Origin of the sequence: Sphingobacterium sp. E70 (genome assembly GCF_019285695.1) — a bacterium.
Lineage (GTDB): Bacteria > Bacteroidota > Bacteroidia > Sphingobacteriales > Sphingobacteriaceae > Sphingobacterium > Sphingobacterium detergens.
This window is the reverse complement of sequence record NZ_CP079104.1, coordinates 3,429,029-3,455,794: the sequence shown is the minus strand read 5'-3', so window position 1 is coordinate 3,455,794 and position 26,766 is coordinate 3,429,029. Positions and strand designations below refer to the sequence as shown.

The 26,766-nt window shown below is 38.7% G+C and carries 34 protein-coding genes and 6 pseudogenes; 12 read left to right on the top strand and 28 right to left on the bottom strand.

Features of this window, described 5'->3' with window-relative positions; genetic code table 11:
• Positions 1 to 276 precede the first annotated feature (276 nt).
• From KUH03_RS49120 to KUH03_RS24350, 19 genes are all read right to left on the bottom strand, one after another.
• On the bottom strand, positions 277 to 357 hold the full coding sequence (locus tag KUH03_RS49120; protein ID WP_373564840.1) for a hypothetical protein: 81 nt from the start codon (positions 355 to 357) through the stop codon (positions 277 to 279).
• A complete protein-coding gene (locus KUH03_RS24435; RefSeq protein WP_257087230.1) occupies positions 333 to 1,433 on the bottom strand; it encodes a FecR family protein in 1,101 nt (366 codons plus the stop codon). The genes KUH03_RS49120 and KUH03_RS24435 overlap by 25 nt, the downstream gene beginning before the upstream one ends.
• Before the next feature lie 57 nt (positions 1,434 to 1,490).
• Positions 1,491 to 2,006 carry an RNA polymerase sigma factor gene (locus KUH03_RS24430; RefSeq protein WP_257087229.1) on the bottom strand — a complete coding sequence of 172 codons (516 nt, stop codon included), beginning with the start codon at positions 2,004 to 2,006 and terminating at the stop codon, positions 1,491 to 1,493.
• Positions 2,007 to 2,386: 380 nt separating this feature from the next.
• On the bottom strand, positions 2,387 to 2,626 hold the full coding sequence (locus KUH03_RS24425) for a hypothetical protein (protein ID WP_257087228.1): 240 nt from the start codon (positions 2,624 to 2,626) through the stop codon (positions 2,387 to 2,389).
• The gene (locus tag KUH03_RS24420) at positions 2,590 to 3,513 is read right to left on the bottom strand and encodes a DUF4302 domain-containing protein (RefSeq protein WP_257087227.1); all 924 of its coding nucleotides are present in this window, start codon (positions 3,511 to 3,513) and stop codon (positions 2,590 to 2,592) included. Before KUH03_RS24420 ends, KUH03_RS24425 begins: the two co-directional genes overlap by 37 nt.
• Positions 3,510 to 3,677, bottom strand: a complete 168-nt coding sequence (locus KUH03_RS24415; protein WP_257087226.1) for a hypothetical protein — start codon at positions 3,675 to 3,677, stop codon at positions 3,510 to 3,512. The genes KUH03_RS24420 and KUH03_RS24415 overlap by 4 nt, the downstream gene beginning before the upstream one ends.
• Before the next feature lie 6 nt (positions 3,678 to 3,683).
• On the bottom strand, positions 3,684 to 4,289 hold the full coding sequence (locus tag KUH03_RS24410) for a substrate import-associated zinc metallohydrolase lipoprotein (RefSeq protein WP_257087225.1): 606 nt from the start codon (positions 4,287 to 4,289) through the stop codon (positions 3,684 to 3,686).
• Between the two features lie 5 nt (positions 4,290 to 4,294).
• On the bottom strand, positions 4,295 to 4,573 hold the full coding sequence (locus tag KUH03_RS24405; protein ID WP_257087224.1) for a putative zinc-binding metallopeptidase: 279 nt from the start codon (positions 4,571 to 4,573) through the stop codon (positions 4,295 to 4,297).
• A gap of 2 nt (positions 4,574 to 4,575) precedes the next feature.
• Entirely contained in the window at positions 4,576 to 5,088 is a 513-nt protein-coding gene (locus tag KUH03_RS24400; RefSeq protein WP_257087223.1) for a RagB/SusD family nutrient uptake outer membrane protein, read from the bottom strand.
• Complete coding sequence (locus KUH03_RS24395; protein WP_257087222.1) at positions 5,022 to 5,531, bottom strand: hypothetical protein; 510 nt, start codon at positions 5,529 to 5,531, stop codon at positions 5,022 to 5,024. The genes KUH03_RS24400 and KUH03_RS24395 overlap by 67 nt, the downstream gene beginning before the upstream one ends.
• Entirely contained in the window at positions 5,528 to 6,085 is a 558-nt protein-coding gene (locus KUH03_RS24390) for a RagB/SusD family nutrient uptake outer membrane protein (protein WP_257087221.1), read from the bottom strand. The genes KUH03_RS24395 and KUH03_RS24390 overlap by 4 nt, the downstream gene beginning before the upstream one ends.
• A 107-nt stretch (positions 6,086 to 6,192) precedes the next feature.
• Entirely contained in the window at positions 6,193 to 7,692 is a 1,500-nt protein-coding gene (locus KUH03_RS24385; protein WP_257087220.1) for a TonB-dependent receptor, read from the bottom strand.
• Positions 7,693 to 7,750: 58 nt separating this feature from the next.
• The gene (locus tag KUH03_RS24380; RefSeq protein ID WP_257087219.1) at positions 7,751 to 8,539 is read right to left on the bottom strand and encodes a hypothetical protein; all 789 of its coding nucleotides are present in this window, start codon (positions 8,537 to 8,539) and stop codon (positions 7,751 to 7,753) included.
• Complete coding sequence (locus KUH03_RS24375) at positions 8,536 to 9,204, bottom strand: TonB-dependent receptor plug domain-containing protein (RefSeq protein ID WP_257087218.1); 669 nt, start codon at positions 9,202 to 9,204, stop codon at positions 8,536 to 8,538. The genes KUH03_RS24380 and KUH03_RS24375 overlap by 4 nt, the downstream gene beginning before the upstream one ends.
• Entirely contained in the window at positions 9,134 to 9,778 is a 645-nt protein-coding gene (locus tag KUH03_RS24370) for an STN domain-containing protein (protein WP_257087217.1), read from the bottom strand. Before KUH03_RS24370 ends, KUH03_RS24375 begins: the two co-directional genes overlap by 71 nt.
• Before the next feature lie 246 nt (positions 9,779 to 10,024).
• On the bottom strand, positions 10,025 to 10,840 hold the full coding sequence (locus KUH03_RS24365) for a FecR family protein (RefSeq protein WP_257087216.1): 816 nt from the start codon (positions 10,838 to 10,840) through the stop codon (positions 10,025 to 10,027).
• A 144-nt stretch (positions 10,841 to 10,984) separates the two neighbouring features.
• On the bottom strand, positions 10,985 to 11,161 hold the full coding sequence (locus KUH03_RS24360) for a hypothetical protein (RefSeq protein ID WP_257087215.1): 177 nt from the start codon (positions 11,159 to 11,161) through the stop codon (positions 10,985 to 10,987).
• Between the two features lie 51 nt (positions 11,162 to 11,212).
• The gene (locus KUH03_RS24355) at positions 11,213 to 11,596 is read right to left on the bottom strand and encodes a sigma-70 family RNA polymerase sigma factor (protein WP_257087214.1); all 384 of its coding nucleotides are present in this window, start codon (positions 11,594 to 11,596) and stop codon (positions 11,213 to 11,215) included.
• Positions 11,533 to 11,733, bottom strand: a complete 201-nt coding sequence (locus KUH03_RS24350; RefSeq protein ID WP_257087213.1) for a sigma factor — start codon at positions 11,731 to 11,733, stop codon at positions 11,533 to 11,535. The genes KUH03_RS24355 and KUH03_RS24350 overlap by 64 nt, the downstream gene beginning before the upstream one ends.
• Positions 11,734 to 12,080: 347 nt before the next feature.
• Between KUH03_RS24350 and KUH03_RS49115 the strand changes: the two are divergent.
• The 11 genes and pseudogenes from KUH03_RS49115 to mnhG all read left to right on the top strand — a co-directional run bounded on the left by KUH03_RS49115 (position 12,081) and on the right by mnhG (position 17,852).
• Positions 12,081 to 13,516: pseudogene (locus tag KUH03_RS49115) on the top strand (proton-conducting transporter membrane subunit).
• Positions 13,517 to 13,598: 82 nt separating this feature from the next.
• Positions 13,599 to 13,883, top strand: coding sequence for a hypothetical protein (locus KUH03_RS24335; RefSeq protein WP_257087210.1), 285 nt, complete (start codon positions 13,599 to 13,601; stop codon positions 13,881 to 13,883).
• Positions 13,847 to 14,386: a hydrogen gas-evolving membrane-bound hydrogenase subunit E gene (gene mbhE, locus KUH03_RS24330; protein WP_257087209.1), complete on the top strand. Its 540-nt coding sequence runs from the start codon at positions 13,847 to 13,849 to the stop codon at positions 14,384 to 14,386. The genes KUH03_RS24335 and mbhE overlap by 37 nt, the downstream gene beginning before the upstream one ends.
• A 101-nt stretch (positions 14,387 to 14,487) precedes the next feature.
• Positions 14,488 to 14,906 (top strand): annotated as a pseudogene (locus KUH03_RS24325) (Na+/H+ antiporter subunit B).
• Positions 14,906 to 15,073: an NADH-quinone oxidoreductase subunit K gene (locus KUH03_RS49110; protein WP_373564485.1), complete on the top strand. Its 168-nt coding sequence runs from the start codon at positions 14,906 to 14,908 to the stop codon at positions 15,071 to 15,073. The pseudogene KUH03_RS24325 and the gene KUH03_RS49110 overlap by 1 nt, the downstream one beginning before the upstream one ends.
• A complete protein-coding gene (locus KUH03_RS24315; RefSeq protein ID WP_257087206.1) occupies positions 15,037 to 15,261 on the top strand; it encodes an NADH-quinone oxidoreductase subunit K in 225 nt (74 codons plus the stop codon). The genes KUH03_RS49110 and KUH03_RS24315 overlap by 37 nt, the downstream gene beginning before the upstream one ends.
• 368 nt (positions 15,262 to 15,629) lie before the next feature.
• Positions 15,630 to 15,779, top strand: coding sequence for a hypothetical protein (locus KUH03_RS24310; RefSeq protein WP_257087205.1), 150 nt, complete (start codon positions 15,630 to 15,632; stop codon positions 15,777 to 15,779).
• Positions 15,776 to 16,759: pseudogene (locus tag KUH03_RS24305) on the top strand (proton-conducting transporter membrane subunit). Before KUH03_RS24310 ends, KUH03_RS24305 begins: the two are co-directional and overlap by 4 nt.
• Position 16,760: 1 nt before the next feature.
• Positions 16,761 to 17,237, top strand: a complete 477-nt coding sequence (locus tag KUH03_RS24300) for a Na+/H+ antiporter subunit E (RefSeq protein WP_120260162.1) — start codon at positions 16,761 to 16,763, stop codon at positions 17,235 to 17,237.
• Positions 17,234 to 17,509 (top strand): monovalent cation/H+ antiporter complex subunit F, encoded by a 276-nt coding sequence (locus KUH03_RS24295; RefSeq protein WP_120260163.1) that lies wholly within the window; start codon positions 17,234 to 17,236, stop codon positions 17,507 to 17,509. Before KUH03_RS24300 ends, KUH03_RS24295 begins: the two co-directional genes overlap by 4 nt.
• Complete coding sequence (gene mnhG / locus KUH03_RS24290; protein ID WP_223581928.1) at positions 17,499 to 17,852, top strand: monovalent cation/H(+) antiporter subunit G; 354 nt, start codon at positions 17,499 to 17,501, stop codon at positions 17,850 to 17,852. The genes KUH03_RS24295 and mnhG overlap by 11 nt, the downstream gene beginning before the upstream one ends.
• 140 nt (positions 17,853 to 17,992) lie before the next feature.
• On the opposite strand, the pseudogene KUH03_RS24285 reads toward mnhG, so the two are convergent.
• Positions 17,993 to 18,345: pseudogene (locus KUH03_RS24285) on the bottom strand (lactonase family protein).
• A 40-nt stretch (positions 18,346 to 18,385) separates the two neighbouring features.
• On the bottom strand, positions 18,386 to 19,081 hold the full coding sequence (locus tag KUH03_RS24280; RefSeq protein ID WP_257087204.1) for a lactonase family protein: 696 nt from the start codon (positions 19,079 to 19,081) through the stop codon (positions 18,386 to 18,388).
• 444 nt (positions 19,082 to 19,525) lie between these two features.
• On the opposite strand from KUH03_RS24280, the gene KUH03_RS24275 reads away from it, so the two are divergent.
• Positions 19,526 to 20,845, top strand: coding sequence for a peptidylprolyl isomerase (locus KUH03_RS24275; protein ID WP_257087203.1), 1,320 nt, complete (start codon positions 19,526 to 19,528; stop codon positions 20,843 to 20,845).
• Positions 20,846 to 20,924: 79 nt separating this feature from the next.
• On the opposite strand, the gene KUH03_RS24270 is transcribed toward KUH03_RS24275, so the two are convergent.
• The 7 genes and pseudogenes from KUH03_RS24270 to KUH03_RS24240 all read right to left on the bottom strand — a co-directional run bounded on the left by KUH03_RS24270 (position 20,925) and on the right by KUH03_RS24240 (position 26,765).
• Complete coding sequence (locus KUH03_RS24270) at positions 20,925 to 21,512, bottom strand: nuclear transport factor 2 family protein (protein ID WP_257087202.1); 588 nt, start codon at positions 21,510 to 21,512, stop codon at positions 20,925 to 20,927.
• Positions 21,509 to 21,808 (bottom strand): hypothetical protein, encoded by a 300-nt coding sequence (locus KUH03_RS24265; RefSeq protein ID WP_257087201.1) that lies wholly within the window; start codon positions 21,806 to 21,808, stop codon positions 21,509 to 21,511. The genes KUH03_RS24270 and KUH03_RS24265 overlap by 4 nt, the downstream gene beginning before the upstream one ends.
• Positions 21,809 to 21,979: 171 nt before the next feature.
• Positions 21,980 to 23,444, bottom strand: a pseudogene (cysS, locus tag KUH03_RS24260) (cysteine--tRNA ligase).
• Positions 23,445 to 23,465: 21 nt separating this feature from the next.
• Positions 23,466 to 24,766 (bottom strand): annotated as a pseudogene (der, locus tag KUH03_RS24255) (ribosome biogenesis GTPase Der).
• A 250-nt stretch (positions 24,767 to 25,016) separates the two neighbouring features.
• Entirely contained in the window at positions 25,017 to 25,907 is an 891-nt protein-coding gene (locus tag KUH03_RS24250; protein ID WP_257087200.1) for a RagB/SusD family nutrient uptake outer membrane protein, read from the bottom strand.
• Between the two features lie 17 nt (positions 25,908 to 25,924).
• The gene (locus tag KUH03_RS24245) at positions 25,925 to 26,560 is read right to left on the bottom strand and encodes a RagB/SusD family nutrient uptake outer membrane protein (RefSeq protein ID WP_257087199.1); all 636 of its coding nucleotides are present in this window, start codon (positions 26,558 to 26,560) and stop codon (positions 25,925 to 25,927) included.
• Positions 26,561 to 26,570: 10 nt separating this feature from the next.
• Positions 26,571 to 26,765: a hypothetical protein gene (locus tag KUH03_RS24240; RefSeq protein ID WP_257087198.1), complete on the bottom strand. Its 195-nt coding sequence runs from the start codon at positions 26,763 to 26,765 to the stop codon at positions 26,571 to 26,573.
• Position 26,766: the final 1 nt, after the last annotated feature.

Below are 26,766 nucleotides of genomic sequence, written 5' to 3'. Positions count from 1 at the left end.
ATAGAAGACATGTACTAATTTTCATAATACGCAGGGGTTTACAAAAACGTGGATCTTGAGGGATCAAGGACCACCTTTTGCTAAATGGTAAGTTATTCATACATTTACACTTTGTGGTTAATTGGGGTTTAATTGTTCACTTTTTAATTTAGGACCTGATAATCACATTTTCTGAACAGGGATGCGCTAACATTCCTGTTCTCTTTTCTAAGGTCTTTTGGATAGGTATTAATTTGTCATAAGCAGCCGGTTTGGGTTTAGTTCAGGATTATATTTCTAGCTTTTCGTTTCTATAATCAATTGTTTTCCATCCACTTCAAATTTGAGGTTACTTACATAGGATAACATTTCCAGCACTTGCGATAATTTAACATCTCGCTCGATACTTCCGGTATACTCCTTATCCAGCTGTACATTTCCCTGAATTTCACATCCAGATCATACCATCTCGATAATTGATGTGCGATATCTACGATCGTTTCCTTCTTGAAATAAAACTCGTTATTGTGCCAGGACAGATCGCGTTGCAAATCCGCCTCTCCCTTGATCAGATTATCCCTTGAAGACCATACATATTCTCCGGGTGATAATTCCACATGCTGGTTATTTCTTATTACTTCAACTTTTCCTTCTGCGAGCGTTGTACGAACCTGCTCAGAATAAGAATTCACATTAAAATGTGTCCCTAACACTTTGATTTCATTCCCTTTGGACTCAACAATAAAGGGTTGATTCGGATTGTGTGCAACTTCAAAATAAGCCTCGCCGTCCAGAAAGACCCGGCGTTCTGTTTTTGAAAATTGCGCAGGAAATTTCAGTTGAGAAAGTGCATTGACCCAAACTCTTGTACCATCAGCCAACGTCATTTTATAGAAACTCGCCTTTGGGACAATTAATGAATTATATTGTACAGGAATAGCTTGATCTGTGCCTTTAACGATCAATTCATTGCTATTGCCAATAAGATTATTGTTTTTAGTCAGTGTTTTCGTAGAATCGTTATTCAGTGGGATTTTTGTTCCGTCAGCCAGCACTAAGATTGCCCCACTTGTCGCTGGCGCAATATCTTGTTTCTGTATAGCAACAACAGGTCTTTCTTTTGGGATATTAGCCGTCAATTCTGTTCGCCATAGTGCAAAACATCCAATTAAAAATGTAAGGGAAGCGGCAATTCCCAAAGACCACTTTCTGATTGATTTTACTCCAGTACGATTTTTATTATTTAGTTTGTCCCAAGCCTTATTCGCATCCAATTTGCGAACAATGGACAAATCTTCCTCTATATTCGTTGCTTGGCGAAAAGATTCCAAAAATTGTTTATTCTGCGGACTAGCATTTAACCAATCATCAAACTGGTTTTGCTCTTCTTCGGTCAAGTTACCACTCAGGAACTTCCGAAGTATTTTTGCAATATGTCCTGTGTTTTCTTTCATATATTACATTAAAGAAACGCAAGACTAAAAAAGGGGTGACAAGAATTTAAATATTTTTTAACAAAAAAATAACAAGCGGATAAATTCAGGGTTTAGGCGTTTTAGCAGCATTTTCATACCGCGTTGTTTTTGAGTTTTCACGGTGTTAATGCTAATTTGGAGTTCTTTAGTGATCTCCAGATTAGACAGACCTTCAAGGTATCCTAACCGAAAGACCTGCTGACAAGAGGCTGGCATTTGTTCAATAATTTTATAGATCTCCTGAATGAGCTCACTATGAATCATATTCAATTCAAGCGCCGTATTATCCTCTTCAGTAAAACCCACTACATTCCAATACTTCTGACGCACCTTTTCATGGCGTATGTGATTATAGCAGGCAAAACGTACCGAACTATACAGATAATTTTTTATTGCAATCTCATTATCACTGACTTGGTCCGTATGTTTAAAATAGGCGATAAACGCATCTTGCACCAGGTCCTCTGCGATCGTAAGATCACCTAATATCTTCCACGCAAAATGACATAGCCCATTGTAATGTGTTTTGAATAATACTTCTTCCTTCTGCATAGTTAGATTACTTCCTCTCCCAGCTATTGTATTCTATAGGTGGATATTTTAGGACATATATGTACATCTTATGAGGATGTTTAATAATTGTGCTATAAAAATGGCTAATATTTTTATTATTTACAAGAAAAATATTTCAAAAGGAATATTTTTCATTTTTCCCTGGGATCACATCGCTCATATTTATTATAAAACGAAAAAGGAACCGCCTTGAGGTGATTAAAAACAAAATATTAGCGAATAGTGAAATATTAAGAGAGATGACAATATTTTTGGATTTTATTGTCACAAAATATTAACGAGACAAAAAGAATCCTCAACAATTTGTTGAGGATTCTTCAATTTAAATCTAAAATTTTTGTTTAGATAAATAGCTATACTTAATTGTTCAATGGATCATCAATATCATCCAACGTCAATTTAAATGTATTACTAGGAATTCCAATATCTGTTAACGTAATAGTTGTCGGTTTCATCGCATCTTCAGAAGTAATCTTAAATGTTCTTCTGTTAAATGGTGTAGCTAACGTATTTATTCCTCCGTTCCAATAAGCACCGGTGAAATTTCCGATCCCATACCCTTCTAGTTCAATATAGACTTGATCTTCAGTTTCTTCCACGGGATCAAGGAAAAAGGTGATACCACCAAAAACGGCTCCATTCTGTAAAACAAAAATAAGCCCTGTATTCCCTGAATACTACCGATATAAGCATTATTGACAATAATTCCATTTTTATCTAATGAAACTTTAGCAGCATTCCAGTAGGTTTTACCCAATGTTCCGGTATTTTTATAGGACATAGACCATAAGTTATTTACGAACCAACGGTTAAGCGGTGTTGGAGCCGGAATTATCTTCAAAGTCTTATCCTTATCCGTATAATACCCATATGGATACGCATTTGTTGGCGCAACATAATCAACACGTTCTACCGATTTCCCTGCTATCGTATACGGCTGATAGAATTCCAAACCACCTGGAACTACTCGAAACGATATATCTTTTGCTGAAGGATCATTTGGATTACTAAATACACGCATTTTCGGATCGAAACCTAGCTCGACAACTTTGTTTCCAGCTGTTTCTAATTGATAAATCTCAAACTCCTTAAATTTGATTGCGGCTTCTTGATAAGATGCAGACATACTCTCAAACTCAGTTCCCTTTAAAGGTAACATCACTAAATGGCTCCCACTTTTCTTTCCTTTCAACACCACTGAATCCGCTGTCGCTTTAAGTACTATAAACTCAAAATCACCACGCATACCACTATCATCTGCTCCAATCCCGCCGTTATCCTTTCCAGGCTCTGAAAACCAGTGAATGTTCTTATTGTAACCGTCAAATGAAAGCACCGGACCTGATTCCGGGTTGACCGAATAGGTACTTGTTTTAAAACCGGAAAAAGGATCAGAAGCGACAATTACTTCTTCCTTAGATATAAATTTACTGAAGATTGTATAACCGCCAAATTCCTGGTTGTTGCTTGGATAAAACTTCATCATCCATCCGGCTTTGTTTGCCTGTAAGACCGTATATGCTGCTGCTGCACGGCTTCAGTCATACGGACTGTCGCATTAGCATCAAATATTCTATCCTCGTCCCGTTTACATGAAGTAGCCAATAAAAACGGAAGTAAGATTAAGATCATTAAATATTTCAATTTCATAATTTCTTATTTTAAAGATGTCTGATCAAAGTTGGGTAAATCCGCTTGTCTAGCTAAAATCTCATCACGTAGCTCATCCAAATTAATATTCCATACATTTTGGAAATAAGTACGTACGATATCAAGTTTTGCTTCGATCAATGCTTTACCTTCTGCTCCGCCACTACTTATGCGTTGGTTCCATTGTGCTGGTGACAAGGTAATGTAATATGAATAAGTCTCTACAAAATCCTCGTTTGGCTCTTTTGAAGCATAAGGAGAAACAAAACCCGCCGCCGCGGCATCGGAATCAATTTCATAGATATCACTCCATGAATCGGAGACATAACTGGCTCCAGTAATCTGTTCAAAAGAAGCGGGATATCCCTTAGTTTGGTGTAAAATATGACCAAATTCATGGTGCATGGTATGAAAATAATATTCATTGAGAAAAGCGACATCTTTCCCCGTTTCCTCGTTCAATTCATTCAACAAATAAAGGGTGATCTTAACACCGCCTTCCGCTGTACCCAATACAAATGTTCCATTATTTCGATACGCAGGCGAGCCAATGTAGTTTAATAACTTAGGAAATATTTTTGATAAAGTCCTTACTCCCTGTAATTTTATCATAGGGTTCAATACCGAGATAAATACAATAATTTGGTCATTCGGACAGAGCTTTCATAGCTCGCTGGACTCAAATTATAATTTAAATCCGACTCCTTTTCAACAAACTTATAAAGTATAGCAATATTATAATCCTTTGTATATTTTTGTTGAATATAATTATCTAATTCATTGCGTTCTGCCTTCTTATCTACAAATATGCTATCCGGGCTCAATTTTTCTTCAGAGCATGAAAATAAGAGCACCGAAAAAAACAACAATACATTAATCTTATTTAATATTTTCATAATTATCTTGGATTAGGGGTTAAACCTGCGGCAATAACTTCAGATGGTATTTGTAAAGCTGCTCTCTTATCCCGTGCAATCAATTTTGTTTCTGTCTCCACAGAAGCCACTGCACCAGATGAACTCAACACACGTCTTTCTACTTCAATACCATAGCGTTTAACATCAAACCACCTCAAGCCCATATGCAATGTTTCTACACGTCGTAAAAAGAGTAGCGCATGGAGCATATTTTCCTGCGTACCAGCCTCAAAAGAAATCATCTTAGGATCCAATTTTTTCTTAGCTGTGGGTATTCTGGCAGAAGAATAATTTATCCCGTTCGCCCACGTATTAATTGTAGCTACATTAAAAGTTGCCGGAGGTCTTACCAATGCATTGTCCACCCATCGCTTCATATCCACGACTGCTTCATCATAACGTTTGAGATGAATAAGTGCTTCGGCTCTTACCAACATTGTTTCTTCCGTTGTAAATGGCGCATACGCTCCACGTGCATATCCAATTCCCGCCACAGGATCCGTATACTCAAACATATAAGAAACACGGGGAATAATACCTTATCTAAATTTGTTCCTGCATAAACAAAAGCACGTAATACATAACCAGTGGAAGCTAATTGTCCATAAGGTCCGGCTGCCATTGTTGTTTCTGTGTCCCCTAGTAGTGCACCATGTGAGTATCTCGATCCAAAAGAATATGGCCCAAATATTACGCCATGCTGTGTCCCTGCAGTTGCTACCATCAGATTAGACTTTTCTTCACTTTTGTTATAGGATATTGCTCCATTTGGGAATCCTCTAGTCCCCACAGCCTCAGCGGCGATCCTAGCGTAATTTCGTTGTAAACTTACTGGATTGACACCTATAGCTGCATTTGAGAAACTGACAGCTTTCTCCCAGTCCTGCATGTATAATGCAATTCGTGCTCTTAAAGCATTGGCAGCTCTGGAATTCATATGATATTTGGGGTAGATCCAAAGGAAGAGTCGTCTATTAATGGAATAGCCTCATCTAAATCCTTGATCAGATGATCGTATACCTCCTGTACTGTATTACGCTGGTATTTTGGATCCAGCACAACCTCAGGTTCTGTCATATACGTGACACCTAAATCTGTTGCTGCATTTTCTTTAGTATAATGCTGTGCAAACAAATTAACAAGTATAAAATGATTGTATGCTCGTACTGCCAAAGCCTCTCCCCGTTGTGGGCTCAAACTGCTGGGATTTCCCATTTCTTGTATTGCTTGTAAGGAGGCATTCGCACTTGCGATTGCTGTATAGCAGGCTTCCCAAACATCTTTAGGCACCTCATCCTGATTGTCAGTGATTTCCTTCCATCGAAACAACTCCTCCATAAAACGTTCTCCATTTGGATTGGTAGGGCCATAATCATCCACATTATCAGATGATAGCTCTGCACTCACTAAATAAGCTGTTTGTGGATATGCGGATACCAATAATTTGTCAATTTTTGCTTCGGTATCGAGTTTTGCACGATTGTCGGGCATTTCATCAAGGAATTTATTGCAAGACGACAAATTCACTCCACAGATCAGTGCAATTGTTATATATATTCTATTATTTCTTTTCATTTTAATTAGATCTAAAATTTCGCTTAAAGTCCTAAACGTAAAGTCAACGTGTATTGTCTTGCTATAGGAGCGGCAACACCACCCGCATTGACAAACTCAGGATCCTGTCCATTTAGCTTTTTATCCGCATACAACAGGAACAAATTGGTCGCGTTAAAACGTAAACCTAAGGAATTTATCTTCCACGCTCTTATCAAATCTTTCGGAAACTCATAGCTCAAAGACACATCTTTCATTCGAATAAAATCGCCTTTAGCAGTTCGTACAGAGGAATAGTTATATGCGCTATAAGCATATCTTAAGTTATTACCATACGCCCTATTCTGTCCGGTGGTAGCAATAATAGGTACATTTGTAAATGCCTCGTCTCCTGCTACCATCCAACGATCCGCAAATTCTTTGGTTGATGCCGTTAAGTCGGAATATTGGTTAGAAAAAACCGGGTTCAAACGCACCACATTACCGAAGGAATAAGTCATAAATACATTTAAACTAAAATTCTTATAACTAAATGTATTTCCAAAACCACCTGTATGAATAGGATCTGTAGGGCCTTCATATTTTAGAAAGCCTATTTTATCCCGTTCCTGAAAATTAATACTGGTAACCGTTTCCTGATTCTCGGTATTTAGGAAAATAGGTAAGCCTTCATCATTCAACCGTACAAATGGAATAGAATATAATCCGCGTACAGGGCCACCCTCAAGAGCAAATCCAGTCCCTGTTATTAGGTCCATAACTTGGCTTCGGGTATCCAAACGTGTTACTTTTGTCTTTACATTTGCATAGGTAAATGTCGAATTCCATTTAAAATTCCGATCACGTAAGATATGTGCAGTCAAATTTAATTCGACACCGTGAGATTTCATATCTGCCACATTTCCAAATTTGGAAATCTGGCCTCCCAATCCTTGTGTATTGATGACACCGATCAAATCAAAATTGTTGCGCTTAAACCAATCAAAATCTACATTAATCCGATTATCCAAAAATCCCATGGATGTTCCGATATTCAATTCGTGTTTTTTCTCGTAAGTCAGTCCATTATTTGCTAAATCAGCGATTTCTAAACCCGATTCCGCATCACCTGCTGTCGGTCTCCATGGGGTATAAGAGCGATAGACAGCGTAGGAGTTTGTCACAGTCGATGGACCTCTATCACCAGTTAAACTATAAGAACCTTTCAATGTAAAATGAGAAAATGTCGGTCTTAAATTTTCAAAGAAATTTTCTTCATGTGCATTCCACGCCCCGGACAGGTTCCAGCTAGGCATCCATCTTGCAGAAGTCGCTTCGCCTAATTTATTTGCACCTTCATATCTGAATGTACCATTCAGAATATATTTTCCTGCATAAGAATAGGTAACATTCGTAAAAAATGCTGCTTGCCTATACCTTATATTTGTTGGATCATTTCTTCCATTTCGATTCACCGAGAAATAAGGGGAATTTTCTTCTTGTCCACGTTTAAATACCCGATAATCTGTAAAAGGGCTTTCTCCTAAGTCATATTGGAGCCCCAACCTCTAAACCAGGTATTATCTCTTTGAGATGAGGTAAGTTCAGAACCGGCAAAAACATTCAGAAGATGATTCTCGTTAAAAGTTTTATTGTATTGCGCAGTAAAACGGAAGAGCTGCTCAAACATCGTATAATCCGTTCGATTATAGATTCCCCCTCAGGTAATACAGAAATCGGTCTTGCATAAGGATCGTCCGGATCGGTATATAAAAATGGGTTATTGTCACGAATTGTCGTGTTTTCAGGTTCAGAAATCCCAGCACGATAAGCCATTGCCTGATTGGACCGATCTTTAACATAATGATGCTGTGTTGTCGATTGGTAACGAACAGACCCAAACGCCCCTAATTCTAACCCAGGAATCACTTTCCATTTCAGATCACCTTGAAAACGCAAATCAGCTACATTTATATCCATGTAATTGTTCTCCAGTTCGTGAAGGATATTAAAGGCAGCATAATTACGCGTATAGAATGTATTGGGATCCAAGGTCCGCGAGGTATTCATCGCATAAGCATAAGGATTAATATCAAAATCACGTTTTACTTGCCCAAAGACAACATCCTTCGACTGCCCTAGGGTACCGGGAGCTTGTTGTTGCCGATAGGAACCGTTGGTAATGATATTTAATTTAAGCTTGTCAGAAATATTATAGTTTGCATTTAGATTACCTGTATAACGATTTACTTTACTGCGTTTTGTCCATCCCGGATCAACTAATGCACTTAAAGAAGAATAATATTGGGATTTCTCTGTTCCCGATGACATGCTGAGCGAGTGATTATGTTGAAGACTAGGTTGAAATAACTCTCCAAACCAATCGGTATTGCGATACTCAGCTTCTTTCAAAAAATTATTGACATTGTGTCTATCCGTAAATAGATCATTCGAATTTCACCTCTTTGTATACGCTTATATAAATCACCATATACACCACTGTTGCTTGCTACGGGCAGATCTGCAAATCCAATATAACCTTTATTGTACATATCATCATATACAGACATCTGCTCCTGAGAATTCATAATATTGAATTCTGAATAACGAGGGGTAGCACGTGTTGTATATTCGCCCGTATAATTTAGTGAACTCCGACCTGCTACTCCTTTTTTCGTTGTAATTACAATTACTCCAGCCATCGCTCTAGCGCCATAAATTGACGTTGCTGAACCATCTTTTAAAATTTGAAAGGATTCAATATCATGCGCATTTAATCCGGCAACGGCGGAACTAATTAACGTCAATGCATCACCCGATGACAGCTCATCTGAATTTACGTCAGCAACATCCTCTATAATAACTCCATCAACGACCCACAACGGTTTTGAACTGCCATAGATAGATGTTGCACCACGCACGCGAATCTTAGGTGCCGTACCGAAAGTTCCGGTTACATTTTGAACCGAAACCCCTGCCACTCTTCCTTCTAAACCACGACTAGGGTCAATCTGTCCGCCTATTTGCGCCGCTTCCCCGAAATCTGTGAGGTCGCCCCGTAAATAGACGTTTATCAAGACGCTGCCCCATACCAGTCACAACGACCTCTTCAATCTGTCTCTCATCCGATGCCAACACAATTGGAACAACATTCCGTCCTTTAACGCCCACCTCAACAGCTCCATAGCCAACATAGCGAACCACTAAAGTGGCTTCCGCTCCAGCATTTATTCTAAAACTACCATCACTGGCTGTCTGCGTAGTGATAGCAGTTCCTTTGACAGTCACTGTTGCCCCAGCCAGCGCGTTTCCATTTTTATCTTTTACGGTACCAGAGACTCCTTGCTGCACAATATTACTTGATCTAGCACCGTCAGTTTTTCCATTAACAGAAATCGTGTTGGCTATTATCTTATAGTCTATGTGATTATTACGCAAGACAGAGTTCAGTGCTTCTTCCACCGAAGCATCTTTCAGATTGACATTAACCCTCGCTTTGGAATCAATATTTTCTCCATAAAATAGCTGCAAATTGGACTGTTTTGAGATCGCGTTCAGCGCTTCCTCAATCCGTGCATTTTTCATTTTCAACGTAACTTTCTGCGCAACGCCATTGGCTTGACTCCGGTCACAAAGGCGAAAAGAAGGCAAGTACTAATTTTCATAATACGTAAAGGTTTGCAAAACCGCGGGTCATGAGGTATCAGTCGCCACGTTTTGCCAAATGGTAAGTTATTCATACATTTACTCTTTGTGGTTAATTGGGTTTACTTAATTCGCTTTTTTAAATTTTTTAGCCTTTTTAATCATCTACGGACAGGGATGCTGCAACATTCCTGTTCTATTTTTTTCTAGGCTATTTGGTTAGGTATTGATCGATTACATAAGCACTCCTTTTTATTTATTTTCTATTGTTAGTTCCTTTCCATTAAGTTCAAACTTCAGATTACATACATAGGTCAACATTTCTAGCACTTCCGAAAGCTTAACATCGCGCTTAAAATTCCCTGTATAAACTTTATTTAATGCCACATCTTGCTTAAATTTAACCTGGATATCATACCATTTGGAGAGTGTGGACGCAATCTCCACAATAGTCTCTTTCTTAAAATAAAACTGATTATTATGCCAGGATAAATCGTGTTCTAAATCGGCTTTTCCTTTACTAAGTCTTCCACCAACAAAATTGGCATATTCACCAGGTTCCAAAAACAAAATCTCTCCCGAATGACTTACTTGTACACGTCCAGAAGAAAGAGTTGTACGCACATCAGCGTTATAGGCATTGATATTAAAATGTGTGCCCAATACTTTGACTTCATTCCCCTTAGATTCGACATAAAATGGTCGTTTTGTATCATGCGAAACTTCAAAATATGCTTCTCCTTCCAATACAACACGACGTTCATTTTTATCAAACTTGACAGGAAATTTGAGTTGTGAATTTGCATTGACCCAAACTTGTGTACCATCTTCCAGAGATAATTTATAGAAATGTCCTTTGGGTACGACTAATGTATTGTATTCGATTGAGGGCTCAGTAGTTGGCATTGCTGTTGCACCAGCCCCGCTATAATAGTTTTTGGATCTATTGTCTTCACCGAATTCTCCAAAGGTACTACAGACCCATCGGCCATCAGTAATAAAGCGCCAGACTGTGCTGGCAAAATGTCCTTTTAAGAACTTTCTTTGCAGCCATTTTACCCGAATCATTTATTTCTTTGTCGCGCAGGTAAAACATTACTGCACCAAATATCATCACGAAAACTGCAGCAATACGTAGAAAAGGCCGATAATTCATCTTTTTGCTATGTCTAACAGCATCTACTTTTCGCCAAGCTTCTCCCTCGTCGAGATCTACAAAAAATTCAGGTCCTGTTCAATATTTTTTGCTTCCCGAAAATCCTCAATCAGATTATCATTTCTTTTATCAGATTTGCGCCAATGCTCAATTGAATCACGCTCAGCAACAGTTTCCTGTCCACGAAGTAACTTTTGAATTAATTTGGCTATGTAATTGGTGTTAGCTTTCATATCTATAGGTTAGAAACCCTATAGAACAATATGGGGTGACAAAATTTAAAATTATTTTAATAAAAAAATAATAAAGGGCAAAAATTCAGGATGCAGCTTGTCCAACAGCATCTTCATACCACGTTGTTTTTGGGTTTTAACGGTATTAACACTGATCTGAAGCCTTTCGGTAATCTCTAAATTGGACAAACCTTCCAAATATCCCAGCGTGAAAATTTGCTGACAGGCAGTTGGCATCTCTTGAATAATCCGGTAAACTTCATTTATTACTTCTGTATGAATTACAGATAGTTCAACAGAATGATCATCTTCTTCTTTAAAACCAACCTGCAACCAATATTTTTCTTTTACCCTCTCGTGTCGGATATATTTTAAACAAGAAAACCGTACAGCAGTATATAAATAATTGCGAACAAAACTCTCCGATTCATCCATACGCTGTTTTTCCCTAAAAATGTAATAAAAGCTTCCTGTACCAGATCTTCTGCAACAGACGATTCTCCTACAAATTTCCAGGCAAAGTGGCACAAGCTTTTATAATGCTGTCTAAATAACTTTTCTTCAGGTCCCATAACGTAAAACGGGTATATAAAACAATTGATTAGTCACGATTGATGGAGTTCGGTAAACTAGTCTAGCGTAAAGATAGAATTTTAATCTTACTTTAACAATTATTAACATGTTTATTACATATATTGCAAAAACACCACATAAAACACTACTTATCAATAAACTACCACCAACCCTTCCCAAGACTATTTCCACCACTGCTTCACTTTCATCCATAAATAAATCTTGCCTTCAACAAAAACAAAACCTCAGTTTTTCGTATTTATTCTAAGCAAAACATGCAAAACGCTCCCGTTTTTCGAGTTTTTTACTATATTGTAGACTTTCAAAAATTTAAAACAAAGACTAAATGCTATTTACTGTTCTATCAGGATTAATAACATCGAGCCTTATTGTTCCATTTGGTAGATTCCTAAAAACCAAATGGGGTTTTATTCTCGCATTTTTACCGGTACTTTTATTTCTGTATTATATAAAACTTGTGGTCCCCATTAGTCAGGGATCCTATTTTGTACAATCGACAGCATGGGTCCCCTCACTAGGCATTAATCTGGATTTCAAATTAGATGGTCTGTCACTGCTCTTTACATTAATGATTACCGGAATTGGAGCTTGCATCTTTTTTTATGCAAATACCTATCTGAAGGGACATAAATACATCGACCGTTTTTTCGGCTACCTCTGCTTGTTTATGTCAGCCATGTTGGGTCTTGTGCTTTCGGATAACATGCTATTGCTCTTTATATTTTGGGAATTAACATCGATCAGTTCCTTTTTTCTAATCGGATTCAACAACGATAATGCTGATTCCAGAAAAAGTGCAATGACCGCGCTATCCATTACAGGTCTAGGCGGTTTCTTTTTACTTGCTGGTTTTATATTAATGGGCAATATCGCCGGCACCTATAATATCACCGAACTTGTGGGCAAGGTTGCATTGATTCAACAACATCCACTCTTTCCGCTTATTTTTGGATTGGTAGCACTTGGTGCTGTCACAAAATCGGCACAGTTCCCATTTCATTTTTGGTTGCCTGGGGCGATGAAGGCACCCACTCCGGTATCTGCATACTTGCACTCAGCCACCATGGTGAAAGCAGGAATATACCTGCTGGCTCGCTTTTCACCGATCTTGGGCGGAAACCCAATCTGGACATATTCACTTATGATCATCGGTGGTATTACCATGCTCTACGCTGCATTTCACTCACTTTTCAGAACGGATCTCAAGGGGTACTCGCCTATTCTACAATATCCGCATTGGGGATCTTGGTTTTCTTACTCGGTCTTGGATCCAAAGAAGCAGTTATTGCAGCAAGTGTATTTATCCTTGTACATGCTTTGTACAAAGCAGCGCTGTTCTTAATTACGGGTATTATCGACCATGAAACCGGAACACGTGACTTAACTGTCTTGCGCGGATTACGCAAGGTCTTAGCTCCTGTCGCTATTGCAGGGTTCCTAGCAGCATTGTCAAGTGCGGGAGTACCCTTGACCTTTGGATTTATCGGAAAAGATCTGATCTACGACGCCACTTTACAAAGTGATTCACAATTATTCTTTTATTTGACGGCTGCCGCAGTACTGACGAACATCCTCCTGGTATCTGCTGGATTTATGGCCGGAATCAAACCCTTTGTAGGCAAATTACCAGAACAGTTTGCCCATGTGCACCTGCCCTATAAATCCATGTGGATTCCCCATTATTGCTTGCTGTATTGGGGATCATATTCGGCTGTATGCCGGGACTTATTGGCGACTGGATCTCCGACCAACCGCAAATAGCATCTTAGCTCAACAGGAAGTTTTTCACCTAAAGATATGGCATGGTTTTAATCTGATACTTTTACTGAGCGCCATAACAATTGTGGTCGGAACACTTGTATTTATTTCAAACCAACCAAGTGCGAAGAAATTGGCTTGGATAACTACTTTTGATAAAATTTCCCCAGAGCATATTATTAAGGTCTGTGCACAGGAGATTGTCCTATTCTCCGCTTTTTTCACAAACAAGATGCACAACGGTTACCTACGTTCATATCTTTTGAAAATCATCTTATTTGCTGAATTATTAATTGGCTATCAGCTATACCTAGGAGGACCACTTCATATCAAATGGGAAACCTTGTCCCCGTCAGCTTTTATGAAGTGACAACAGTATGTATTCTGATTGGCGCTATTGTATTAACGATCCGAACTTCATCAAGGTTAACCGCAGTCGTAGCAACTAGTGTCGTTGGCTATGCAATATGTCTCATCTTTGTTTTTTATAGCGCCCCAGATTTAGCAATGACTCAATTTACGATCGACACCCTAACCGTTGTTCTGTTTGTATTGGTCTTGTTTAAATTGCCTTCTTTTCTAAACTTGGCAAACCGGCGTACCATCATTCGAGATGCAATAGTAGCTATTATATTTGGCAGTATGCTGTCTATGGTCGCTTTACGTGTATTACATGAACCAACCACTACCAATATCAGCAAGTTCTATGGTGATTATGCATACGTACTGGCGAAAGGAAAGAATGTTGTCAATGTACTGCTTGTTGACTTTAGAGGTTTTGATACCATGTTTGAAATTGTGGTATTGAGCATCGCTGCACTTGGAGTGTACAGTTTATTGAAATTACGTCTAAAATCATCTGATAAAGAATAAAAATAAAAGGTTAAAAATTAAGTAAAAAAGAGAATCAGTTGGAATGCCACAGGCTTGCACAACCAAAATCTCAATACTCAAATCTAACTACTCAATACTAAATGAATAGTACCATATTACAAACCGCAACGCGGTATCTCTTACCGATACTTTTATTGTTTTCGGTATTTCTCTTGCTTCGGGGGCATTATTATCCCGGAGGAGGATTTGTAGGTGGTTTGGTTGCATCCATAGCCTTTGTGTTGCATAGTTTTGCTTTTGGCCCTCAAAACACCATGAAGCTCATTCAATACAAACCCTTATCCCTTATTCCCATTGGATTGGGAATTGCTGCTGTGAGCATGTTTCTACCTACCTTTTTGGTTACCCAGTCATGACTGGGCTTTGGCTGGAAGAAAAGATTCCCGTCATTGGCATGATTGGCACAGCTTTATTCTTCGATCTCGGTGTATACTTTGTCGTCATCGGGGTTGTATTAACTATTTTATTCACAATTGCTTTAAATACAGAGGAGGAATAATGGAGCTGATTCTCGTTTTATTGATCGGTATTCTATATGCCGCTGGGATATACCTCATCTTGCGTCGCAGCATGGTGAAACTGTTATTAGGAATTATGTTATTGGGAAATGGGACCAATATATTGATCTTTTGTTGGGGAATATTGTCAAAGGCAAGCCGCCAATAATCGGCCCTGACTTAAAGGTATTTACGGATATTTATGCCGATCCCATACCACAAGCCCTTATTTTAACCGCAATCGTTATCAGTTTTGGACTGACTTCGTTTGCTATTGTACTACTTAAACGCGTTTACGCCTTATTGGGCACAGATGATTTGGATAATTTGAACACGCCTGAGGAAGAAGATATATGATAGACAACCAGATTATTGCCACGGTTATCGTGCACCTTTTATTGCAATTGTCCAGCTAATACTCTGGCGAAAATCTACTGCGCAACGTTTTCTGAGCGTCGGTGGGAGTCTCTTGGCCCTTATTCTTGCATTTAAGTTATTTTTCAAAGTTTATGATGGGGAAATCTTGACCATGAATGCTGCCAATTGAAAGCACCATTTGGAATCGTCTTTGTCGCTGATCTTTTTAGTAGTACCCTGGTCGTCCTCACCTCAATTGCCGGACTTGCAGTTTCGATTTTTTCTTGTGTTGGTGTTGGAAGACAACGTATTTTATATGGCTATTTCCTATTTTTCATTTCTTGATGATGGGATTAAATGGGGCATTTTTGACCGGAGATATTTTTAATCTTTATGTCTGGTTTGAGGTGATCATTATTTCTTCCTTTGTGCTGATGACGCTCGGCGGTCGTAAATCGCAATTGGAAGGCGCCGTAAAATATATGGCCATGAATATATTGGCCTCCACTTTTTCTTGACAGGAATTGGTATTCTTTATGGCATCTCGGGCTCCCTCAATATGGCTGACCTAGCGCTACGTATCCCTAAGATACAAAATCAAGCACTCGTAGAAATTACAGCTACTTTTTTCCTTATCGGCTTTGGAATCAAATCGGCTGTATTTCCGCTGTATTTTTGGCTTCCTTCCTCTTATCACACACCGCCTTCGGCTGTTGCCGCAACTTTCGGTGGTCTATTGACCAAAGTTGGGATTTATGCCTTATTCAGGGTATTTTCGCTATTGTTTATTCCAAACCAATTCACCAAAGAACTGTTGATCATATTGGCAATACTCACTATTTTGACAGGCGCCTTTGGTGCATTGATTAAAACCAATATCCGCAGGTTATTTTCCTACTTGATTGTCTGCCATATTGGTTTTATGATTGGTGGTTTAGGTTTATACAGCAAATGGGCGCTGTTAGGTGCTATTTTTATCTTATTCACGATATCATGGTAAAAACCAACTTATTCTTAATGGCAGGTGTTATTCGACAGCTTCGGGGACCATGGATATGAACAAGCTGGGGGACTATATGCACAATACCCCAAGATTTCATTACTTTTTGCAATCGTACTTTTCTCCTTGGTCGGTATCCCGCCCTTATCAGGTTTCTGGCCCAAAGTCTATCTTTTTAAAGATGCCTTTCAATTGGAAAAATATGCTTTCGCAGGAGCATTGATTATCGGTAGTTTTATTACGCTCTATGTTATTGCCAAAATGTGGGCCCAGGTATTTTGGAAGGATGCTCCCGAGCCTGAGATCATCGAAGATAAATTTGCTGGAATGATAGGCTATAAAAGAACAATGCTACTCTTACCTGTCATAATATTGGCATCAGCATCTCTTTATATCGGATTTAATGCCGAAGCCATTATACATGTCGCAGATAAGATAGCCACACAATTACTGGATACTTCACCTTATATAAATGCTGTATTAGGAGGGCAGAATTGATATGATAAAACAGTTTCTAATGAACCTCATGCTATCTTTTATTTGGGTAGCACTGACAGGATCAATGTATTATACGAATTTCATGTTCGGTTTTTTACTTGGTTTCGCGATTCTTTGGATCATGAACAAAAACGAAGCCGATCAACGTTATTTCTATCGTGTTCCCAAAACGGTGAGTTTTATTCTATTTTTCTTATGGGAAATGATTGTCGCTAATGTGCAAGTTGCTTATGATGTGATCACCCCTAAGTTTTTTATTAAACCAGCGATCGTCAAGTATCCGATGGATGCCAAGACAGATCTGGAGATCAATCTGCTTTCAACTTTTATATCACTAACACCCGGTACGCTTATTTTGGATGTGAGTGAGGATAAGAAGACTCTCTTTATCCATGTTATGTACATGAAGAGCAAAGAACAATTTGTCTCGACCCTAAAAAACAATGTTGAACGAAGACTTTTAGAACTCTTACGATGACTTTAACTACTTACTTCGATTACGTTATCCTACCGATATTAACCTTATCGGTTATTCTGGCTTTTATCCGCTTATACAAAGGTCCGCAGATCTTTGATCGCGTCATTGCCCTGGATCTCATTATCACAATTGGAATTGGAATTATTACAGTCTATAGTATACGTACTTCGCAGGAAGTATTTTTAGATATTGCCATGATTTTGGCACTGATCGCATTTCTAGGAACTATAGCCTTTTCATTTTATTTAGAAAAACAAAGCAATGATGACTGATATTACGTTAGCAATTTTAAGCACCATCGGCGCACTGGCCATATTGTTCGCTTCAATAGGCATATTACGGATGCCTGATTTCTATTTGCGGCTTTCAGTGACCGTAAAAGCAGCAACCCTAGGCGTCGGTCTCTTATTGATCTGCGCCGCAATGACATTTCCGGATGTCTCCGTGACGACTAAAGCAATAGCAATTGGTTTCTTTTTAATCTTGACCGCACCTGTTGCGGCCCACATGATTGGACGAGCCGCTTACATACAGCGTGTAAAGACCTGGAAAGGGACAACCTTAAACGATTTGGAAAAAGAAGGCCAACTGGATTGTCGGAAAGAAGATTTTTAGACTCTTCCGCAGATATTCGTAAAAATATTACCATCAGCAAGAGTTCTTCACAAACAATTAAGGCATCAAAACCCGGTTTTGATGCCTTAATTGTTTAGGACCCTTTCAATGGGAGAGCCTCTCTTCTTTGGCTCGGAATACTAAAATATGATACAGACCGGAGCCGGAACTTTAATTTCCTTGCCCGCATCTGTCAACAACCCAGTCTTTGTATCTCGACTAAACAGTACGATATTATTGGTATACTGATTGGCCACAAGCAAGTATTTTCCGTCGGGAGAAAGATTAAAATTCCGCGGCCCTTTACCCTTTACGGATGTATTGGACAGTTTATTTAAGCCCCCGTCTTTTCCACCGAGAAAGTTGCTATTGTATTTGCGTCACCGCGGTTAGTCGCATATAAAAATTTGCCGTCATCAGAAATTTTTATGTCTGCCCCACCATTTTGTCCCTTGAAGCCCTCAGGGTTGATTTCGTAAGTACTCTGATACATCCAGTCATCACCCTCCTTTTATAACTAGCAACCTGTCCTGTCATTTCCAATACGACGTAAAGAAATTTTTCCTTTTATCAAAAGCGATATGACGAGGTCCTCCACCTGCGGGTGTAAAGAAATCTTCAGATTCTTCAGCGAGACTGTATGCAGTTCCAGATTTATTAACAGGAAATACAGAAATTTGATCTAACCCTAGATCCTGTACATATAAACGATCGCCCTTACTGGAAAAAAAAGTTGAATGCACATGTGGTTTCTCCTGACGGACTGGATCGACACCTTTGCCTTCATGCTGGATCAACCGATTTCTTTTACTCAAGACACCATTTGTTTCGAGATCAAATAGTGCCGCCGATCCGTCGGTGTAATTTGCTACTGCCAATAGATTACCTTTAGGATGCACTTCAACAAAACACGGTGATTCCCCGCCCGTAGGAAGTGAGTTCAGAAAAGTCAGCTGTCCTTCCTTAAAAGAAAAGGCAGACACTGTACCCTCCTGATTTGGAAGTTCATTGACAGCATAGATAAAATTATTATTTCGAGCCAGAAAAGAAGGGTCCTTACTTTCTTGGGTGCTGACCAAGGTGGCTTCACCTGTTTTTGTATCGAAATTATAGATATAGATACCTTTGCTTTCTGTTTTGTTTGTATAGGTCCCAACAAACATTGGGATCTGTTGTGCAAAACTCGCCAAAGGCAGGAATGTCATCAGATAAATAAAAGCTTTTTTCATGTGTATACAATTTATTAAAAATAATTGTTCGAATTTCCCTCGTTGCTCGCTATGTAGCACAAAAAAATAAAGATACCTTCCTAAGTCATTACTATGGTAGATAAACTTGTTAAATTAGGTTAAAACCGCCCTTTCTAATAGGCAAATCCGTATTTTTAGCGAATCAATTTTAACAAGTCTAAAATCTCCTTTTGAAATATTGGGATTATAAAAATATTGTTAAATAAAAATACGAATAATTCATATAATCTGATAATTTTGTGCTGTTGTTCAAAATAGTCTATATTGAACGATAGAATTGAGAGATTATTAGTGATTTAGATGAATCCGCTGTGACATCAATCTGTACAATTGGTACGTGATTTAAAACGGTTCATAGTTGCTTCATCAACGTTTAGAAACATATTATTTAGATGAAAAAAACATATATATATTGTTTTTTTGTTGCTGTTTGTATCAATTCAGGCCAGCCTTGCACAACGTCAGATTATTGACCGTGTAGTGGCAACAGTTGGTTCAGGAATTATTCTGCAGTCCGATCTGGACATGCAATACTCACAATGGCTTGCCCAAGGGAATAAACCTGATGAGAAGTTTAAATGTGGTGTTCTTGAGCAATTGATCATTCAGAAATTACTTTCCCAACAGGCGGTAATTGACTCGATTGACGTCACGGAAACAGAGGTGGATGACAACTTAAATTCCCGTTTGCGCCATATGTCCCAACAAGCTGGTGGCCAAGAGCGTTTGGAGAAATTCCTGAACCGTTCTTTGTTACAATACAAGGAAGAAATGCGTGCAAGTGTTTTTGAACAGCTGAAGGCAAATAAAATGCAACAAAATATCGTGCAGAAAGTGGATGTAACACCATTGGAAGTAAAACGTTATTTTGAGGGATTGAATAAAGATAGTCTTCCCTATTTCAATACAGAAGTTGAAATCGGTGAAATTGTCATGATGCCGAAATTGACCGACGAAGAGAAAAAGGAACAACGGGAGAAAATCGAAGGTATTCGCAAACAGATTGTTGATGGTTCGGATTTCGGAACAATGGCGCGTCTGTACTCGCAAGATCCGGGTTCTGCGCCTTATGGTGGTGACCTAGGCTTCGGTACGCGTGATAACTATGTAAAAGAGTTCTCCGCAATGGCGTTTAAATTAAAACCAGGAGAGATATCACCTATAGTAGAGTCAAAATACGGATTTCACATCATCCAGGTATTGGAAAGACGTGGAGAAGAGGTGCATACCCGCCATATCTTGATGAAAATGAATCCGGGTGCTGCTGCACTGGAACGAACCAAAAATAAACTGGACAGTATCTACAAATTGGTGGTGGATAAGAAATTAGATTTTTACCATGCTGCGACCAACAACTCTGATGCTGAAGAAAGCAAATTTAATGGTGGTATGGTCTTAAATCCACAAGGATCTAGTCGTACAACTTTAATTCCTATGGATGGATTGGAAAAAGCCGTATTTACAACCATTGACCCATTAAAACCAGGGGAGTATTCCAAACCGGAGCAATTCACAGACAAAACTGGAGATGTGGGTTACCGTTTCAATTATTTAAAAACCCGTATCGCACCACATAAAGCAAATTTGGATCAGGACTTCACAAAGATCAAAGATGCCGCGAAAGAAGATAAAGTACGTCGTAACCTGAGCAAATGGTTTGACGACAAGGCGAAGAACACATTCATTGATATCAGTGATGACTTTGACACCTGTGATGAACTCGCAAAATGGAGAAAGAAATAAAATACTTTTTTCTATCATAAAATAAGGCCTGAATATTTATATTCAGGCCTTATTTATTTAATAATCACGTGCGTTTGATTTATTTCTCAAACATCATTTCTATCAGGATATTCCAGTTGGCTTTCTTCACATCATCCTTCGCTAATTCGCTTAACTGCCATACCCGAATATAATTATACTTGACAACTTTATCTTTTTGTCGCACTGTTGCAGTTCCCTTTGTATAGGCAAAATCTCCGCTATAAGAACGTTTGACCTCCTCCGGCACTGTTTCTATCGTCATACGTTGTTTCTTCAGATAAGCCATCATTTTGTCCTTTCCTTCCATTGGACTGGTCCAAGGAAACAAAAAGCGAACATCCTCACTCAAAAATTCTTTATATGCGGTAGGATTGTCTGCCTTAAGGACAGTAGACATCAACTTATCTGTTTCCAGTACAATATCCTCCCGTTGGTTCAGGCGTACTTTAGAGCGATGCTTTAAGTACCAGGAATCAGTTGGTTCAATATATTCCAGGTCAAATTCACCATCCTTACCGTTATTTTCTACTTCGGCACGAATATCGACTAACCACTTGCCTTTCTTGTTACGTTTCCAAACTGTCAAGTACTCACCGTGACGCAGCCTCGCTCCCACTTTCTGAAAATCCAGGGAACCAGATGTCACACCAACTCCAAGCTCTTCGCGACAAGCGCAAAAGTAGGCTGCCAATTTAATACATCTGGAATATTCGGTCTATTATTAAGATAATTGTATGCATTTACCGCTGAAGGAACATAAAATGTGGACTCCTTGTCGATAATAGATAAAAACGCTTGATGCGGTGTAGAAGCTTTCGCTAATGCGGCAGCATCTTTATCTGCCTGCAGTAAGCTACCTACTTTTTCGGGTATCTGTGCGTACAATGTTGTCCCCACTGTACTCATTAACGCAACAATGGATAACCTATTCCAAAAATTCATATGCAAATGATTATTTATCAGGGTTCATCCTAATTATTTTAAATAAACTCATTACACTCGGGTTTTATTTTAGAGGCAACAGGAAATATCTTTTGGTTTCAAAAGTATCTAGACTTTCTAACAATAAATATTCCCTTTAATTCCCTCTTTTTTAATTCGATCTTTTATCTATCAAATCTTATTCCAAAGTGTTCCTTCTTTACTATCTTTCAGTTGGATACCAATTGCATTAAGTTCATCACGGATACGATCCGAAGTGACAAAATCTTTATTTGCCTTCGCTTCATTGCGTAATCTGATCACCAGATTCATCACATCATCAATATCATCTGTTCCAGAAGCTTGGTCATTTCTCAGCCCAAGGATATCCTCCACAAACTCTTTCAAGAAAACTTTTAGTTTTTCCAATCCCTCTTCAGATACCTTTGCTTTGCCGTCATAGATGGAATTGATGATCCGCACAAGCTCAAACAGTTCGGCAATCAAAACCGGACTATTGAAATCATCATCCATTGCCGCATAACATTTATTCCGGATCTCAGCCAGATTGAATGAATCAGCTCCCTTTGAAACTTTTAGTTTATCCAATAGTCCAATAGCACTCATCAAGCGCTTATAGCCCTTATCTGCTGCATCAAGTGCTTCATTAGAAAAATCCAATGTACTTCTATAGTGAGCCTGCAACATAAAGAAGCGAACGGCCATCGGCGAATATCCTCTATTTAACAAAGGGTGGTTACCCGTGAACAATTCACCTGGTAAGAATCCATTTCCTGCAGATTTGGACATCCGTGCACCATTGACTGTCAACATATTGGTATGCATCCAATATTTGGCAGGTGCAGTATGATTACAGGCTTCGGACTGCGCGATTTCGTTGGTATGGTGTGTAGCAGCCAGATCCATACCACCACCGTGGATATCAAACTGATCTCCTAAATACTTCCTACTCATCGCCGAACATTCGATGTGCCATCCTGGAAATCCAACACTCCAAGGAGCTGGCCAGCGCATAATCGTTTCCGGCTTAGCCTTGATCCAAAGCGCAAAATCCAAACGCCCTTTTTCTCATCCTGACCACTCAGCTCACGTGTATTGTTCAACATATCTTCCAATTTACGATTGGTCAATACGGTATAATCATACTGTTGTACATATTTCTCCACATCGAAATAGACAGTACCATTTGTTTCGTAGGCATAGCCGTTATTGATGATCTGTTCAATCATTTCGATCTGCTCCGAAATATGTCCTGTCGCAGTAGGTTCAATGCTAGGGGCAATGTATTAAACAGGCGCAAAACATCATGAAAACCAATGGTATATTTCTGTACAATTTCCATTGGTTCGAGCTGTTCCAATTTAGCCTTTTTCGCAAACTTGTCATCTCCTTCGTCACGATCGCCCTCTAAATGCCCTGCATCTGTAATATTCCGTACATAACGCACTTTATAGCCCAAATGACGTAGATATCTAAAAATCAAATCAAAAGAAACAAAAGTTCGGCAGTTACCTAAGTGCACATCGCTGTAGACGGTAGGTCCACAGACATATATTCCAACGAGGTTGGGGTGAATCGGTTCGAATTTTTCTTTTGTTCGCGAAAGCGTATTGTATAAAAAGAGATTATGGTCCATGTTTGTTATCTGCTTGGAAATCTATTTTTGTCTGAAATATATTTGAATAGGCACGCCTGTAAAATCAAAGTGCTCACGCAATTTGTTTTCGATAAAGCGTTTATATGGATCTTTGATGTATTGTGGCAAATTACAGAAGAAAGCAAACATAGGTGTTCTTCCCGGCAATTGTGTCACATATTTAATTTTGATATATTTTCCTTTTAGGGATGGTGGCGGATAATTCTCGATAATGTCCAACATCACTTCATTCAACTTCGATGTCGGGATCTTTTTGTTTTGTTTGCGTAGACCTTATCAGCCACTTCCAATACTTTTAGGACACGTTGTTTTTCAGTTACGGAAGTAAAGATAATCGGCACATCAGTAAACGGTGCAATTTTCTCCCGGATACGGTCTTCAAAAGCTTTCATGGTCTTGTTGTCTTTTTCGATCAAATCCCATTTATTGACGACAATCACAATACCTTTACGGTTCTTTTCTGCCAGATTGAAGATGTTTACATCTTGAGCCTCTAGGCCATCCTGCGCATCCAGCATCAAAATCGTCACATCAGAATCCTCTAGAGCTTTGATGGTACGCATGACCGAATAGAACTCGATATCTTCGTTTACTTTTGACTTACGACGAAGACCAGCGGTATCAATCAAAAGGAAATTATGTCCATATTGATTGTAGTGAATACGGATAGAATCACGCGTTGTACCCGCCATTGGCGTTACAATATTACGGTCTTTACCGATCAAAGCATTTGTAAGTGAAGATTTACCCACATTTGGGCGACCTACGATCGTATATTTCGGTAAAGCTTCATCTTCTTCTTGCTCCTCTTCAAAGTGAGAAACTACAGCATCCAGTAATTCTCCTGTACCAGAACCAGTAGCAGAAGATATATTAAATACCTCACCTAAACCGAAAGCATAGAATTCGGCTGATTCATGATGCAATTTAGCATGGTCAACTTTGTTGGCAACCACATATACAGGTTTGGAACTTCTTCTGAGAATATCAGCGATTTCATCATCCAGATCAGTAATACCAGTAGTAACATCTACCATGAATATAACGACTGACGCTTCTTCAATCGCGATATATACCTGATCCCGGATTGCTTCTTCAAAGACATCATCCGAACCATGTACAAAACCACCTGTATCGATTACTGTAAATTTCTTTCCGATCCACTCTGCCGTCTCATAATGACGGTCGCGCGTCACTCCGCTAAAGTCATCAACAATCGCTTTTCTACTTTCCGTAAGACGATTGAATAAGGTAGATTTACCAACATTTGGACGACCAACAATTGCAACAATATTTGCCATATTTATTTTATTTGATCCATCCACTATCACAGCAGATGGCACTTTTATGCTAAATTATAGTTAAGGGTACAAAGATACGGATTCAAAAGGGATTATGGAGACAGAAAAAAAAAATGGCTTTACCGTGAGGTAAAGCCATTTATAATTTATAGCAAATATTGTTATGGATTTTGCTTCAAAATACCATGTGTTAATGTAATCTGCTGCTCCGGAATATAATCAATAACTTCGTTTGATTTTGCTTCAACTGTCAAAAAGAATTTGAATTTGCAATATGCGTACCTGGATATCTTCGATCTAGGGTAAATCCATTTCTGAAAACATCGAACTTCCGATGCCCTTCCCAAGCTAATTCAAGCTTGCGTTCTGATAATACGATATCAAGGGCAGTTTTCGTTCCAAGATTCGATGTTGTCCATAATCCCGCAGTCGGAATTCCAGCTCTTTTTCGAATAACATTCACATCGTCTAACGCTTGTTGAGTACGCCCCAATTTCGCATTTGCTTCCGCACGGATCAGATATAATTCCGCCAATCTAGATATCACTGGGGACCAAAGGTGGCCTTGTCCTTCTTGCCCGGAACATTTAAGAATAAAATATTTCAGATAACCATTCCGATCTTCCAATTTCTTATCAATCAACACGGTTCTCCTTTTATTTCCGATTTCAATATAATATTGAAAGGATCCTGCGCCATTAGACTCCTTAATTAAAGCTATTTTGTTATTACCTGAAGTATAGGTATAATCGGAACCATTCTTCTCCACGATCACACTATTATATTTGTAATTATCATCCACATAATAAGCGTGTAACTCATTCGCCTTAGCCACCACTGGCTCAACAAAACTATAACGAACATCTTCAGGATATTTACGAACTTCTTCTAAATAAGATCTGGACGCATACATTTCGCCCCACCCTGCTCCATTTATTGTCGCATACATTGAACCTATTGTATACCATCCATTGTCAGAATAATCTACATCTTTTAGAAATTTGATAGCAAAAATAGTTTCTGGATTATTTTCAGGCGCCGCTTTTGCTATATCTGTATACTTATCTCCTGATAATAGCGTAAACTTGCCCGAATTGATTACTTTATCTGCATAACTTGCTGCTTTATCATTTTCACCCATAAATAAATATACACGAGCTAATAAAGCTTGAGTAGAATATAAACTCGCATAAATATTTCCTTTATATGATTTAAAAGAGCTTCTGCTTTCAGCAAGTCAGAAACAAGTTGCTGATAGACCTCTTTGACAGTATTACGCGGTAACACTTCAAATGGATCCGCATTAAGTTTAAGTGGAACCGCTAAATTTGCGTCAGGATTCTGATTATACGGACGTCCAAAAACATTTGTCAGATAGAAATACATTAAACTTCTTAAATAAAGATTTTCAGCGATAATCTGATCATTCTTATCTGAACTACCTTCTTCTATTTGACCTAAAATATTATTTGTCCCAGCTATAATTTTGTAAGAATTTTCCCAGTAACTATTCACCCGACCATTATTAACGATACGATTATAATTGTAGTTATAGAAAAATGCATCAGTGGTAGTACCACTCAACGCAACCTCATCTGTCGGATATTCAGTAACCCGGTGCCAATTCTCAACCCAGCTCTTTAATGTATGGTAATTACCTAAGTTCAACGCATCGATTGCACCTTCTGTCTTTTCTATTGACTCGTTTGTCAAATCTGTATAAGGCTCCTTATTAAGTGAACAGGAACTCAATAAGAAAAATATAATTGATGAATATAAAAGTTTATTTTTCATGTGATTTAATTTAGAATGTAAAGTTAACACCAGCTATTACACGCTTAGGCGATGGATATTGTGAAGTTGCATCACCAAATAAAGCTGCTTCTGGATCAAGTCCTGTAAACTTTGTTGATAACCACAAATTGTCTGCTGCGAGGAAAACGTTTACACTCTTCAACTTCAGCTTGCTTAATAACTGTGGTTTAAAATCATAAGCCAAC